This window comes from Ideonella lacteola (assembly GCF_038066555.1).
GTDB lineage: Bacteria > Pseudomonadota > Gammaproteobacteria > Burkholderiales > Burkholderiaceae_C > Ideonella > Ideonella lacteola.
On the sequence record NZ_JBBUTG010000006.1, the window covers coordinates 116524 to 130775 of the forward strand.

13 protein-coding genes are annotated in these 14252 nt (G+C 66.4%); 5 read left to right on the top strand and 8 right to left on the bottom strand.

Going from position 1 to position 14252, the window contains the following annotated elements; translation table 11 throughout:
• Positions 1 to 42: 42 nt before the first annotated feature.
• From glnA to ntrC, 4 genes are all read left to right on the top strand, one after another.
• Positions 43 to 1458 (top strand): type I glutamate--ammonia ligase, encoded by a 1416-nt coding sequence (gene glnA, locus AACH06_RS12465; RefSeq protein WP_341426021.1) that lies wholly within the window; start codon positions 43 to 45, stop codon positions 1456 to 1458.
• Between the two features lie 115 nt (positions 1459 to 1573).
• Positions 1574 to 2080 (top strand): hypothetical protein, encoded by a 507-nt coding sequence (locus AACH06_RS12470; RefSeq protein WP_341426022.1) that lies wholly within the window; start codon positions 1574 to 1576, stop codon positions 2078 to 2080.
• The gene (gene glnL, locus AACH06_RS12475; protein WP_341426023.1) at positions 2077 to 3180 is read left to right on the top strand and encodes a nitrogen regulation protein NR(II); all 1104 of its coding nucleotides are present in this window, start codon (positions 2077 to 2079) and stop codon (positions 3178 to 3180) included. The genes AACH06_RS12470 and glnL overlap by 4 nt, the downstream gene beginning before the upstream one ends.
• Before the next feature lie 97 nt (positions 3181 to 3277).
• Entirely contained in the window at positions 3278 to 4801 is a 1524-nt protein-coding gene (gene ntrC, locus AACH06_RS12480) for a nitrogen regulation protein NR(I) (RefSeq protein WP_341426024.1), read from the top strand.
• 72 nt (positions 4802 to 4873) lie between these two features.
• Here ntrC and AACH06_RS12485 read toward each other — a convergent pair whose 3' ends face one another.
• The gene (locus tag AACH06_RS12485) at positions 4874 to 6997 is read right to left on the bottom strand and encodes a neutral/alkaline non-lysosomal ceramidase N-terminal domain-containing protein (RefSeq protein ID WP_341426025.1); all 2124 of its coding nucleotides are present in this window, start codon (positions 6995 to 6997) and stop codon (positions 4874 to 4876) included.
• 219 nt (positions 6998 to 7216) lie between these two features.
• On the opposite strand from AACH06_RS12485, the gene AACH06_RS12490 reads away from it, so the two are divergent.
• On the top strand, positions 7217 to 8158 hold the full coding sequence (locus AACH06_RS12490) for a DMT family transporter (protein WP_341426026.1): 942 nt from the start codon (positions 7217 to 7219) through the stop codon (positions 8156 to 8158).
• On the opposite strand, the gene xth is transcribed toward AACH06_RS12490, so the two are convergent.
• The 7 genes from xth to AACH06_RS12525 all read right to left on the bottom strand — a co-directional run bounded on the left by xth (position 8122) and on the right by AACH06_RS12525 (position 14145).
• Positions 8122 to 8895 carry an exodeoxyribonuclease III gene (xth, locus tag AACH06_RS12495; protein WP_341426027.1) on the bottom strand — a complete coding sequence of 258 codons (774 nt, stop codon included), beginning with the start codon at positions 8893 to 8895 and terminating at the stop codon, positions 8122 to 8124. The genes AACH06_RS12490 and xth overlap by 37 nt on opposite strands.
• Positions 8896 to 8966: 71 nt before the next feature.
• On the bottom strand, positions 8967 to 9485 hold the full coding sequence (locus AACH06_RS12500; protein WP_341426028.1) for a TlpA family protein disulfide reductase: 519 nt from the start codon (positions 9483 to 9485) through the stop codon (positions 8967 to 8969).
• Positions 9486 to 9616: 131 nt separating this feature from the next.
• A complete protein-coding gene (locus tag AACH06_RS12505; RefSeq protein ID WP_341426029.1) occupies positions 9617 to 10192 on the bottom strand; it encodes a DUF4337 domain-containing protein in 576 nt (191 codons plus the stop codon).
• 8 nt (positions 10193 to 10200) lie between these two features.
• Positions 10201 to 10713: a dihydrofolate reductase gene (locus tag AACH06_RS12510; RefSeq protein ID WP_341426030.1), complete on the bottom strand. Its 513-nt coding sequence runs from the start codon at positions 10711 to 10713 to the stop codon at positions 10201 to 10203.
• A gap of 12 nt (positions 10714 to 10725) precedes the next feature.
• Complete coding sequence (locus AACH06_RS12515) at positions 10726 to 11538, bottom strand: thymidylate synthase (RefSeq protein ID WP_341426031.1); 813 nt, start codon at positions 11536 to 11538, stop codon at positions 10726 to 10728.
• A gap of 46 nt (positions 11539 to 11584) precedes the next feature.
• Positions 11585 to 12232: a YiaD family glycine zipper/OmpA-like lipoprotein gene (locus tag AACH06_RS12520; RefSeq protein WP_341426032.1), complete on the bottom strand. Its 648-nt coding sequence runs from the start codon at positions 12230 to 12232 to the stop codon at positions 11585 to 11587.
• A gap of 116 nt (positions 12233 to 12348) precedes the next feature.
• Positions 12349 to 14145, bottom strand: coding sequence for an ABC transporter transmembrane domain-containing protein (locus tag AACH06_RS12525; RefSeq protein ID WP_341426033.1), 1797 nt, complete (start codon positions 14143 to 14145; stop codon positions 12349 to 12351).
• Positions 14146 to 14252 lie beyond the last annotated feature (107 nt).

Here is a 14252-nt window from a genome sequence, read left to right on the forward strand (position 1 = left end):
CCGTTTTCCGTTGACACAATTCATCCGCCAGGAGCCTTTTTGATGGCCAAGACCGTCGCCGATGTGATGCAGATGGTGAGCGACAACGAAGTCAAGTTCGTTGACTTCCGCTTCACCGACACCCGTGGCAAGGAGCAGCACGTCTCCGTTCCGGTGTCTGCTTTTGACGAAGACAAGTTCACCGCGGGCCATGCCTTCGACGGTTCCTCGATCGCCGGCTGGAAGGGCATCGAGGCCTCCGACATGCTGCTGATGCCGGACCCGAACACGGCCAACATCGACCCGTTCTTCGAAGAGCCCACGCTGATCCTCACCTGTGACGTGATCGAGCCGGGCGACGGCAAGCCCTACGAGCGCGACCCGCGTTCGCTGGCCAAGCGTGCCGAGGCCTACATGAAGTCGTCGGGCCTGGGTGACACCGCCTACTTCGGCCCCGAGCCCGAGTTCTTCGTGTTCGACAGCGTGCGCTGGGGCAACGAAATGGGTGGCTCGTTCTTCAAGATCGAGTCGGAAGAAGCCGCCTGGAACAGCTCCAAGGAATACGAGCACGGCAACACCGGCTACCGCCCCACCGTCAAGGGTGGCTACTTCCCGGTGCCTCCGGTCGACAGCGGCCAGGACATGCGCTCGGAGATGTGCCTGCTGCTCGAGCAGATGGGCATCCCGGTCGAAGTGCATCACCACGAAGTGGCGAACGCCGGCCAGATGGAAATCGGCACCAAGTTCAGCTCGCTGGTCCAGCGCGCTGACTGGCTGCAGCTGCAGAAGTACATCATCGTCAACGTGGCGCATGCCTACGGCAAGACGGCGACCTTCATGCCCAAGCCCATCGTGGGCGACAACGGCTCCGGCATGCACGTCCACCAGTCGGTCTGGAAGGACGGCAAGAACCTGTTCGCGGGTGACGGCTATGCTGGCCTGAGCGAATTCGCGCTGTACTACATCGGCGGCATCATCAAGCACGCCCGTGCGCTGAACGCCATCACCAACCCCGGCACGAACAGCTACAAGCGCCTGGTGCCTGGCTTCGAAGCCCCGGTGAAGCTGGCCTATTCGGCCAAGAACCGCTCGGCCTCGATCCGCATCCCGTATGTGGCCAACCCGAAGGGCCGCCGCATCGAGGCGCGCTTCCCGGATCCTTCCGCCAACCCGTACTTGGCCTTCTCGGCGCTGCTGATGGCCGGCCTGGACGGCGTGGAAAACAAGATCCATCCGGGCGAAGCCGCCACCAAGGACCTGTACCACCTGCCGCCGGAAGAAGACGCGAAGATCCCGACCGTCTGCCACAGCCTGGACCAGGCGCTGGACTATCTGGACAAGGACCGCGCCTTCCTGACCAAGGGTGGCGTGTTCACCGATGCTTACATCGACGCCTACATCGAGCTGAAGATGCAGGAAGTGACCCGCTTCCGCATGGCCACGCACCCGGTCGAGTACGACATGTACTACGCCCTCTGATCGGTTTCGGCGATCGACGACAGCAAAGGCGGCCTCGGCCGCCTTTTTCATTCCTGCAACGGTCGGCGGCGCAGGGGGCTGGGGCGTTGCACGGGTTTAGCGTCACAATCGCCCGATGATGACTCTGGCCATCTCCCGCCCTCTGATCGCAGGCTGTACGCTCGCGTTGGCTGCTGCCGGCGCGTGGGCACAGTCCGCGTCGGTCTACTACATCTGCCCTGGCAACGTGTTCACCAACACGCTCAGCGCCAAGGAGGCCGAGGCGAAGGGCTGCAAGGCCCGAGAAGCACAGCAGCCCACCACGATCGCCGGCCCGAAGCCGCGTCCGGTGGCAGGCGGTACCCCGGCTTCTGGCCCCAAGGGCGACCGGGTGGATTCGGCCGAGCAGCGGGCGCGTGACAGCGATGCGCGCCGCATCCTCGAAGCCGAGTTGAGGCGCGCCGAAGAACAGCTCGAAGCCCTCAAGCGTGACTACAACAACGGCGAGCCCGAGCGCCGCGGCGATGAGGCTCGCAATGCCCAACGCTACCTGGATCGCGTTGCCGAGATGAAGGCCGCGATCCTGCGCCAGGAAGCGGACATCGCCGCCATCAAGCGCGAACTCGCCAAGCTGCCGGCGTGAAGCTGCTGGGTGCCGCATCGGCGGCTCGTCGCTCGGAGACCAAGGGCTTGGAAGCCCTGGACCTGCTCGCCACCATGGTCGCCGTGGTGGGCCCGAATGGCGATTGCCTCTTTGCCAACACCCAGCTCGAATCGGTGATCGGCCAGTCGCGACGCAACCTGGTCAAGCGGCCGCTGCACGAGTGGCTGCGTGAACCGGCAGCGATGCGTGAGGCCATCGATGCCGTGGCCCGCAACGAATTCAGCACCCGCCGCTTCGAAGGCGCCCTCAGGCGTGCCGGCGTCGGCCACGCCGAACCCCTGCCGGTGCACATCATCGTCAGCCAGACCGAGCGCATCGGCGGCCGCATCCTGATCGAGATGATCGAGATCGAGCAGCAGACGCGGCAGGAGCGGGAAGAACGGGTGATGGGGCAGGCGGAGGTCACCAAGGAGCTGATCCGCAACCTGGCCCATGAGATCAAGAACCCGCTGGGTGGCATCCGTGGCGCGGCGCAGCTGCTGGCCCTCGATCTGCCTTCGCCCGAGCTGACCGAATACACCCAGGTGATCATCCATGAGGCCGACCGGCTGCAGACGCTGGTCGATCGGCTCTTGGCGCCCCACCGCAAGCCCCACATGGTGGGCGACGTCAACATCCACGAGGTGTGCGAGCGGGTGCGCTCACTGGTGCTGGTCGAGCACCCCCGCGGCCTGAAGGTGGTCCGTGACTACGACGCCTCGATCCCCGAGTTCCGCGGCGACCGCGAGCAGCTGATCCAGGCGGTGCTCAACATCGTCCAGAACGCCGCCCAGGCCTTGTCCGAGCGGATCGAGCAGGGCGACGCGACGATCACGCTGCGCACCCGCATCGCGCGGCAGGTGACCATCGGCAAGCAGCGCTATCGACTGGCATTGGAATTGCATATCCAGGACAACGGGCCGGGCGTCCCCGAGCACCTGAGAGAACGCATCTTCTATCCGCTTGTGTCGGGGCGGGACGGCGGCTCGGGGCTCGGGCTCACACTGGCGCAGACCTTCGTGCAGCAACACCAGGGCACGATCGAATGCGACAGCGAGCCGGGACGCACGGTCTTCAAGATCGTGATTCCGTTGCCCTGAGTTCGACCCAGGGTCTCCGCTTGCGGAGGCCTCCCCCAAAAGGGGACGAGTCAGCCCAGGCGCGGAATCTTCGCTGACTCACCGGCAAGACACATTGATGAAACCCATCTGGATTGTTGACGACGACCAATCCATCCGCTTCGTGCTTGAAAAGGCACTGGCCCGCGAACAACTGCCGGTCCGCAGTTTCGCCAACCCCCGCGAGGTGTTGGCCGCGCTCGTCGACGACGAGCCGCAGGTCCTGGTCAGCGATATCCGAATGCCAGGCGGCTCCGGCTTGGAGCTGCTGTCCAAGGTCAAGGAGCGCCTGCCTGGCTTGCCCGTGATCATCATGACGGCGTACTCCGATCTGGACAGTGCCGTCTCGGCCTTCCAGGGCGGCGCCTTCGAATACCTGCCCAAGCCCTTCGACCTCACCAAAGCGGTCGAGCTGATCCGGCGGGCTGTCGACGAGAGCCTGCGCGAAGAGATCAACGACGAGCGCCACCAACCGGCGCCCGAGATCCTCGGCCAGGCTCCGGCGATGCAGGACGTGTTCCGCGCCATCGGCCGCTTGTCGCAAAGCAATGTCACGGTGCTGATCACCGGCGAATCCGGCACCGGCAAAGAGCTGGTGGCCCACGCGCTGCATCGCCACAGCCCGCGAGGTGACGGCGGCACCAACGGCCCCTTCATCGCGATCAACACCGCGGCGATCCCGAAAGACCTGTTGGAAAGTGAGCTCTTCGGCCACGAGCGCGGCGCCTTCACCGGCGCCCAGACGATGCGCCGCGGCCGCTTCGAACAGGCCGATGGTGGCACCCTGTTCCTCGACGAGATCGGCGACATGCCGTTCGATCTGCAGACGCGCCTGCTGCGGGTGCTGAGCGACGGGCAGTTCTACCGTGTCGGTGGGCACCAGCCCCTGAAGGCGAATGTGCGGGTGATCGCGGCCACCCACCAGAACCTGGAAGAGCGGGTGCGCCAAGGGGCGTTCCGTGAAGACCTGTTCCACCGCCTGAACGTGATTCGCCTGCGCCTGCCGCCCCTGCGTGAGCGCGCCGATGACATCCCGGCGTTGGCGCGCTTCTTCCTGCAGAAGAGCGCCAAGGAGTTGGGCGTCGAGCCCAAGCGCATCAGCGACGAGGCGCTGACGCTGCTGAAAAGCTGCGAGTTCCCGGGCAACGTGCGCCAGTTGGAGAACGTGTGCCACTGGCTCACGGTGATGGCGCCGGCGCAGCTTATCGAGCCGAAAGACCTTCCGGCCGAGTTGCTCAACGCCAAGCCGCCTGCTGCAGATGCGCCGCAGCCCGAGCGCACCGCGCCCGTCGCGTACCCCAGCCTGCCTGCCGAGCCGACCCGGTTGCCGGCGGCACCTGCAGACAGTGAACCCTTGTCCCCCGCGGTGCCCGTGGCGGCAGCCGATGTGCGCTGGCTCAATGACCTGGAGACTGAGGCACGACGCCGGCTGCAGGCGGGCGAACACGATGTCTGGGACGGCCTGACCCGCGAGTTCGAGGCCCGCATGATCCGCACGGCGCTGGGCCTCACCCGTGGCCGCCGCATCGAAGCCGCGCAGAAGCTGGGCATTGGCCGCAACACCATCACACGCAAGATCCAGGAGCTGGGGCTCGACGATTGAGCCCCTGGCCGAGGCGAGGGGCTCTGCGAAAGGCCCTCGCGTCGGCCAGACAGCGATGCCGCGGAGCGAAGGTCAGTTCACGGTGAACGTCCGCGAGCTGCCGCTGTAAGGCCGTACCTTCATGTCCCAGCCGCTCTTCCAGTCGCCGAACTGACGGATGCGGTACTTGCCGGGCGTCGCGTCTGCGGGAATGCGCCAGGTGACATCCACCACCGAGAAGGCGATGCCTTCGCGCCGCCAGCGGTAGGTGGTGTCCCAGTCCCAGTCGTTGGCCACGGAGGTCCACTGGCCGTCGACCAGTCGTTCCACCTTCAGGAAGGTGTCTTGCGTGCGCAGGTTGTTTTTCGGGTGGCCCCCGCGGAAGCTCACAGTGACCTCGCCGCCGCGCGAATAGCTGGCCTTCGCGTCGGTCAGCACCTGGCCGAAGCTCTCCCACAGGTACTTGTCGTCGAAGACCACGTCGGGCCGTTGCAGGCGCAGTTCATTCGTCTTGTAAGGCGGCGTGCCGGTGTCGGCCACCGACTTGCCATCGACCAGCGCCCGCGACAGCCCGTTGAGGATCTGCTCGGTGGCTGCCAGCGCATAGGGCCCGAACTCGGTCGAGGCACCCTCGTAGTGTTGCTTCTGGAACTCGGCGTTGGTGGTCAGGTAGCCCGAATAGGTGTTGGCCAGGCCGGCGATCACGACGTGGGTGATGCCTCGCGATGCCAGCACCGACTGCACGCGATCGCGCACTCGCCGGCCGGCCATCGTGGTCGTCTCATACGGCACCGCCACGATCGCAAGCTGGCCGATGGTGAAGATCTGGAAGGGCAGCACCTCGGGCACCCAGTCCAGCGCGCCGGTGGGCAGCAAGTTGGGCTTGGGCCACTGGCATGAATCGTCGACGAACAGGTTGATCGCGCCGAACAGGAACAGGATGGAGCCAGCCAGCGGCGACTGGTTGAACTGGCTCACGGCGTAGTCGAAGTCGAAGTTGTCCTTCGTCATCCCCTCGTAGATGCCCGGGATGTTCGACGGCCCGTTCTCGCCGCCCGCGGCGAACGAGAAGCCCCGTGAGGCGGCGCACAGCGTGCGATAGCCATCGCCGGTGAACTCTGGTGTCACGGTGAAGTTGGCGTGGTTCACCCACTGGTGCCGATAGTCCAACGTGCCGTTCAGGCGCTTGCCGGTGTTCCCGTACAGCTGCAGCGCCCGGTCGAACTGGCGCTTGCCGGCGGCCTCGGCGTTCGCGTATTCATTGGCGCTGCCTTCGTAGCCCGGGGCCGAATAGGCATTGCCATCGGTGGGCACCGAGTCGCCTTCGTCGCTGTTCGCAAAGGCCGCCACGAAGGTTTCGCCAGCCGCATGGTCGGTGCCCTTGAGCTTCTCGAAGCGCATCTGCGCGTAACCCTTGTTGTCCGCGCTCACCTTGGTGAAATTCAGGCTGAAGCTCGTCGGGTGCACAGAGAACCAGTTGATCAGCCCGATCTCGCGCCCGTTGTCCTTGCGCAGCTTGAGCAAGGTCATCTTCTTGTTGGTGTCGTAGGCGTAGTTCGCGTGATCGGGGTTGTTGCGGTAGGCGTCCAGCGAGCGGTTGCGGCTGGCGCCCAGCAGGTCGCCTTCGACCAGGTCGATGCTGCCCGGGCCCAGGTTGTTGTGGGCGCGCTCGATCGATTTGACGATCCCGTTGACGACGGCCCAGTACGACTGATCGTCGTAGCCGAAACCCGACTTGTCGGCCGATGCCAGGATGTACAGCGGGTAGTGCGACAGCATGCCCACACCCACGTGGGTGTGCGTGGCGGTCAGCATCACGTTGGCGTGGGTGTAGAGGTTGCCGTATTTCTTCTGCAGCTCCTTCACCACCTCCAGCTTCACCGACTGGAACATGGCGCCCAGGTCGGCGCTCACGAAAACCACGCGCCGGGCGCTGGCGGGGTCCTTGATGATGTAGGCGTGCGACCGCATGCGTTGGTGCAGGCCATCGACCTCCTGCTGCGCGGCGTAGCCGAACATGCCGATCTCGGCGACCGGCCCGGTGATGTCGTAAATGCCACTGCCGATCTCGAACTCGCCCGCTTGCGCGGTGGTCGCTGCGGCACTTGCCGCCAAGGCCACGCACGCAGCGAGGCTGCGCCATCGACGCCGGGGTTGATCCGAGCGGCCGGTGGTCCGCGCGCGGGGGCTTGTCTGCTGCTGCCTGTCTGCGCTCATCGCGTGTCTCCTTGACGTCGTGGGCAAACCGTGGGGCGGCAGGTCACGCGAAGCGGCGGCCGGCCGTCAGTGGCGCAAATATAGTGATGACTACTCTTTGCGTGGCATCCCGATTAACCCTGCTGCGGCGCTCGCCTAAGAGATCGAGCGGGCGCCCGTCGCCACCGCACCGACCAGCCTGGCCCCGGTTCGGCGATGGCCGCGTGACACACTGGCGTGATGCCCACGTTGCTCTTGTTTGCTGTGTGCGTGCTCGTCTGGGGCACGACCTGGTTTGCCATCACCGCCCAACTCGCCGCCATCGCACCGGAGGTGGGGGTGGCACTGCGCTTCGGGCTGGCGGCTGCCATCTTGCTGGGCTGGTGTGCCGTGCGTGCCTTGCCGCTCGGTTTCGGATGGCGTCACCACCGCTGGTTCGCCCTGCAGGGGCTGGCCGGGTTCTCGATCAGCTATGTCTTCATCTACCATGCCGAGCGCTTCATCGTCAGTGGCGTGGTGGCGGTGGGCTACGCGGCCTCACCGCTGGTCGTGATGGTGATGGCGCGCCTGTTCAACGGCACGCCGATGTCCCGCCGCGTGGCGGCAGGCGGCGCGCTGGGCTTGGCCGGCGTGGCGCTGATCTTTTCGCACGAGTTCGCGCGCCTGGGGGCCTCGGAGAACGCAGCGCTCGGTGCCGTGCTGGCGGCTTCGGCGGTGCTGCTGTCAGGCGTGGCCACCATAGCCGCCACGCGTTACCAGCGCGATGGCGTCAAGGGCTGGGCGCCGCTGGCGTGGGCGATGCTGTACGGCGCGCTCGGCTCGCTGGTGTCGGCGTGGCTGGCCCGGCGATCGTTCGCCATCGAATGGAGCGTGCCTTTCGTGGCCTCGCTGGGTTACTTGACGTTGGCAGGCTCCATCGTCGCGTTCGGCGCGTTCTACGGCCTGGTCCACCGCATCGGCCCGGCGCGCGCCGGCTATGTGGGCGTGATGACGCCGATCGTGGCACTGCTGGTCTCGTGGTGGCTCGAAGGCTTCGTGTGGACTGGCGAAACGCTGGCCGGCGTGGCCCTGGCCCTCGCGGGCAACGTGATCGCCCTGTGGCAGCCGCGAGCGGGGGCCGGGCCCGTGGCCGTGCCGCCAGCGAATCAGGCCAAGGCGAGCTCGACCACCACCGGCGCGTGATCGCTGGGACGCTCGTTCTTGCGGGGCAGCTTGTCGATCGTGCACGCGGTGACGCGTGATTTCAGCGCATCGCTCACGAGGATGTGATCGATGCGCAGGCCTTGGTTCTTCCGGAAGCGCAGCTCGCGGTAGTCCCACCAACTCCAGCTCTTCGGCGGCTGCTCGAACAGGCGGAACGCGTCATGCAGCCCCAATCCCAGCAGGCCCTGGAAATGTGCCCGCTCTTCGGGCGTGCAATGGATCTGCCCGGCCCAGGCGACCGGGTCGTAGACATCACGGTCCTCGGGCGCGATGTTGAAGTCGCCCATCAACACCAGTTGCGGGTGCTCGGCCAGCTCGGCCCGCAACCACTCGCGCAGCGCATCGAGCCACTTCATCTTGTAGACGAACTTGTCGCTGTCTGGCGCTTGCCCATTGGGGAAGTAGCCGCCGATGATGCGGATGTTGCCCAGCGTCCCGGCGATCAGGCGGGCCTGGTCATCGCCGTGGTTCGGGATGTTCTTGACCACCTTCTCGGCGAGGTGGCCGCGGGTCAGCAGCGCCACGCCGTTGTAGGTCTTCTGGCCATGGAAGGCCACGTGGTAACCGGCGGCCTCGATCTCGGCTTGCGGAAACTTGTCGTCGGAGAGCTTGGTCTCCTGCAACACCACCGCGTCGACCGGGTTGGCGGCGAGCCAGTCCAGCAGTTGCGGCAGGCGCACGGCCAGCGAGTTCACATTCCAGGTGGCGAATTTCAAGGTCGGCCCTCGGGCTTGGTTGGTCGGCCCGATGCTACAAGAGGCGCCCCCCTGACAGGGCCGCCACGAGATCAGTTCAAGACCTGTTCGGCGATGTCGTCCCAGATCTCGGGCGACCAGCTGCCGCGAATCTCCTTGACGAGCTCGCCGCGGCGATTGATCAGCAGGGTGGTGGGGCTGCGCAGCGGCAGCTCACCCAGGTTGTCGCGGTGCGCCGGGTCGCGGCGCCACACCAGCTTCATCTGCGCCGACGGCGGCATCACCGCGTCCAACGATTTTTCGTAGGCGCGGAAGTCGGTGTCGCGCGCGTCTTGGTTGACCGCAAGCACCACGAACGGCCGGCCTTTCCAGCCTGCCAGGTTGCGCCGCAGTTCGGGCAGGCGGTCCAGGCAGACCGGGCAGTCGGTCGACCAAAGGTAGACGAGCACCACCTGCCCGCGCCAGCTCGCCAGGTCCACGGCCTCGCCGACGGACGTGCGGCCGTTCAGCGTCGGCGGGGTGCCGGCGGTGGCCGCGTCGCTCGGTGCGCCGTGGGCCAATGCGCTCAATAGCAGGGCAGCGGCGAGGGTGTGGAGGGTCTTGATCAGCATGGTGAATCCAGCGGCCGTGGAGTCGGCCGTGCTGGATTCGTCGGGCGCGGGCGCGTGACCTTACGCCGCCCGCTTGGCGACGTGAGCGCCGTCGTGCATCAGTTCACGGCGCGTGCCAGGATCGATGCCGGTCAGAGATGAAACCAGGCCGCGATGCCAATCGCGACCCCCAGGCCACCCAGCCCCAGCGTGGCCCATTCGAGCCAACGGCGCTTGGTCAGCAGCGCGATGGCCGCCATGGCGATCGAGATCTGCAGTGCGGTCGTCGCCTGGGCCCAGCGATGGTGCTGATGCATCTGCGCCTCGCTGGCCTGATCTTTCTCGTGCGATTCGGCGTCCAGCGCTTCGGCCTTTTGCTTGATCTCGTTCTTCTCGGTTTCGTAGCGATCGATCTTCGCCTGGTAGGCGGCACGCTTGTCTTCGGGCGCCAGGTCGCGAGCGAACTCTGCCAGCGATTGCTTGGTGCTCTTGGACTGGAAGTACGACCACTGGTTGGCCGCCTCGGTCTTCTTGATCGCCGCTTCGTTCTTCAGCAGGCCGGCCTGGGCCTGGGTGGCGCCACCCTCGTACGAGAAGAGCGCTCCCACGGTGGCCAGGATGGCGGTGATCACCGCCAACTGGCCGGCCATCCCCTCGGGGTTGTGCTGGGCGGCGTGCTCGAGTTCGTGATCGTGCGGGCCGTGAACGTGGAAACCGTGTCCTGACATGGCGGGGTTCAACTCCTCGGCGCGCGGCGCCGGTAGGTGACAAAGGCGAAGTGGAAATCGTTGGGGGCGGCGGCCGCATGCCGTTCGCGCGAGACCTCGGCGAACGCGTCGCGTCCGAAATCGGGGAAGTGCGCGTCGCCTTCGAAATCGCGTTCGATTTCGGTCAGCATCAGCTCGTCGGCCAGCGGCAGGGCCTCGCGGTAGATCTGCTCGCCGCCGATCACGAAGGCGCGCGACGCACCGTCGCCTCGCGCGGCCGCCAAGGCCGCGTCGAGATCGGTCACCACCGTGGCGCCCGGGGCGCTGAAACCGCCTTGGCGAGTCATCACGATGTTGTGTCGGCCGGGCAGGGGGCGAAATCGTTCTGGCAGCGATTCCCAGGTCTTACGGCCCATGATGACCGGCGCGCCCATGGTGGTGGCCCGGAAGTGCTTCATGTCTTCCGGCAACTGCCACAGCAAGGCGTTGTCACGGCCGATGACGCCGTTGCGGGCCACGCCCGCAATGAGGGTGAGCAACATGGTTGGCGATCGTCAGACAGCCACCGGCGCCTTGATGGGCGCGTGGTGTTGGTAGTCGAGCACCTCGAAGTCGTCGTATTCGTAGTCGAAGATCGACGCGGGTCGGCGGCGGATGTTCAGCACCGGGTAGGCGAAGGGCTCGCGGGCCAGCTGCGTGCGCACCTGCTCGACATGGTTGTCGTAGATGTGGCAGTCGCCGCCCGTCCAGATGAAGTCGCCCACGGCGAGGTCGCACTGCTGCGCCAGCATGTGCGTCAGCAGCGCATAGCTGGCGATGTTGAACGGCACGCCGAGGAAGATGTCGGCGCTGCGCTGGTACAGCTGACAGCTGAGCTTGCCGTCGGCCACATAGAACTGGAAGAACGCGTGGCACGGCATCAACGCCATCTTGGGCAGATCGGCCACGTTCCACGCGCTGACGATGATGCGGCGCGAATCGGGGTTCCCCTTGAGCTGCTTCACCACCTCGGCGATCTGATCGATGTGGCCACCGTCGGGCGTGGGCCAGTTGCGCCACTGCACGCCATACACCGGCCCGAGATCGCCGTCGTCCTTGGCCCACTCGTCCCAGATGGTGCAGCCGCGCTCTTGCAGCCACTTCACGTTCGAGTCACCGCGCAGGAACCACAGCAGTTCGAGGATGATGGATTTCAGGTGGACCTTTTTCGTGGTCACCAACGGAAACCCTTCGTTCAGGTCGAAGCGCATCTGGTAGCCGAATACGCTGCGCGTGCCGGTGCCCGTGCGATCGGCCTTGAGGGCGCCCGTCTCAAAGACGTGGCGCATGAAATCTTCGTACTGGGAACGGACGGGGCGCTGGCTCATCGAGCGATTTTATGAGGCGGGTGAGCGCCCCGTCGGCGCCGTGGGCTCAGGACGCCTTCTGCGGCTCGCGCAGGAAGATCTCGACGCGGCGGTTGCGTGCGCGTCCATCGGGTGTGGCGTTGTCGGCGATCGGTTGGCGCGAGCCCACGCCCGAGACGTCGATGCGCTGCTCGCCGACACCTCGCGCTTCCAGGTACTCGCGCACGCTGCGGGCCCGGTCCACCGACAGCGGGTCGTTGATCGCGTCGCTGCCGGTGGCGTCGGTGTGGCCGACGATGCGCACATTCATCGTTTGGTCCAGGCCCTGAGCGAATTGATCGAGCACGGGGCGCAGCTCGGGCTTGATGTCCGCGCGGCCGGTGTCGAACGAGATGTCGCTCGGCACGTTCACCTTCAGCTGGTTGTCGGCCGTGCGATCGACCGTGACCCCGGTGCCCTGAGTGGCCTTCTCCATGGCCTTGCGCTTGTCTTCCATGCGCTTGGACCACAGGTTGCCCGCCACGGCGCCCAGCGCGCCGCCAACGACCGCGCCCGTGCCCGCCTTGCCGCCGGTGGTGGTGCTGATGATGGCGCCGGCCGCCGCGCCGATGCCTGCGCCCGCGGCGGTGCCCTTTTCGCGGGCACCCATGTTGCTGCAGCCGCTGCTCAACACGGCGGCCGCGACGATCCAGGACAAGTGGTGTAGATGTTTCATGGCTTTTGCTCCATTTCTGGCCAACGACTGAAAGGGGCAAAGCCTATGCCGGGCCCTGCCGGCCGCGATTCAAGATGCAACCGACGGGCGCGGCCGGGAAGCCGTCTCAAACGAGTTCAGGCAGGGCTCTCGAGCCCGAACTGCATCGCTGCCAGTCGGGCGTAGAGGCCACCTCGTTCGATCAGCTCGGCGTGGGTGCCCTGGTCGACGATGCGTCCGGACTCCATCACGACGATGCGGTCGGCCTGTTGCACGGTCGCCAGGCGGTGGGCGATGACCAGCGTGGTGCGGTGGGCCATCGCCGCTTCGAGCGCCGCTTGCACCATGCGCTCGCTCTCGGCGTCCAGTGCGCTGGTGGCTTCGTCGAGCAGCAGCAGCGGCGGGTTCTTCAAGATCGCGCGGGCGATGCTGATGCGCTGGCGTTGTCCGCCTGACAAGCGCACGCCACGCTCACCGAGGAAGCTCTGGTAGCCCTGGGGCAGCGCCATGATGAACTCGTGGGCGAAGGCCGCCTTGGCGGCCGCGATCACTTCGTCGTCGGTGGCGCCGGGCCGGCCGTAACGGATGTTCTCGAGCGCGCTGGTCGAGAAGATCACGCTGTCTTGCGGCACGATGCCGATGCGCTCGCGCAGCGACTGCAACGAGGCTTCGCGCACGTCCACGCCATCGACCCGCACGCTGCCGGCCTCAGCGTCGTAAAAGCGCAGCAACAGCTGGAAAACGGTGCTCTTGCCCGCGCCGCTCGGGCCCACCAGCGCCACCGTTTCGCCAGGCTTCACCTCCAGGTCGATGTCGGCCAGCGCGGCGGTCTGCGGGCGCGAGGGGTAGTGGAAGCGCAAGCCGTTGAAGGCCACGCGCGAGCCACGCTCGGTGGGCGGCAGCGGGCGTGGTGAAGTCGGCTCTGCCACCGGTGAGCGGGCCGCCAGCAGCTCCATCAGCCGCTCGGTGGCACCGGCGGCGCGCAGCAGATCGCCATAGACCTCCGACAGCACCGCCACCGAGCTGATCAGCACGATCACATACAGCACCGTCTGCCCCAGGTGGCCCGCGGTCATCTGGCCATGCAGCACGGCCTGGGTGCCCTGGTACAGGCCCCACAGCAGGCCGGCGAAGGTGGAGGTGATGATGAACGCCACCAGCACCGAGCGGATTCGGGTGCGCTTCTTGGCGGTGTCGAAGGCGGCTTCGGTCGCTGCCGAGAAGCGGCCGGCTTCGCGCTGCTCTTGGGTGTAGCTTTGCACCACGGGGATGGCGTTCAGCACCTCCGCGGCGATGGCGCTGGAATCGGCGACGCGGTCCTGGCTGGCGCGGCTGAGCTTGCGCACCCGGCGTCCGAACAGGATGGTGGGCAGCACCACCAACACCAGCACGCCCAGCACCTGCGTCATCACGTAGGGGTTGGTGGCGATCAGCATGATCAGTGCGCCGATGCCCATCACGGTGTTGCGCAAGCCCATGCTCAGGCTGGAGCCGACGACGGTTTGGACCAGCGTGGTGTCGGTGGTCAGGCGGCTGATGACCTCGCCGGTGGCGGTGGTCTCGAAGAACTCCGGGCTTTGCTTCACCACATGGGCGTAGACCGCATTGCGCAGGTCCGCGGTGACCCGCTCGCCCAACCACGTGACCATGTAGAAGCGGGCGGCAGAGAACAGGCCGAGCGCCGCGCCCACGGCGAACAAGGCGCCGAAGTGTTCGCGCAGCGCCATCAGCCGGTCGCCCGGATCGGCGGCCACCAGGCCCTGGTCGATCAACGATTTCAGTGCGATTGGCAACACCAGTGTGGCGACGGCCGCCAGCACCATGAAGGCCAGGGCCATGGCGATTCGGACGCGGTAGGGCCTGAGGAACGGGCCGAGTCCGGACAGGGAGCGGGGCGAGGCGGCCTTGGGCCGTTCGGAAGTGGCAGACGACATGGCGGGCAAGTGTAGGCAACCGGGGGCGGTGCCCGAGCCGGATGCGGGCCGTGACACTTTCCCGGAAGCCCCTGTGAAATAGCTGGCTATTCAATGACTGCCAAAAC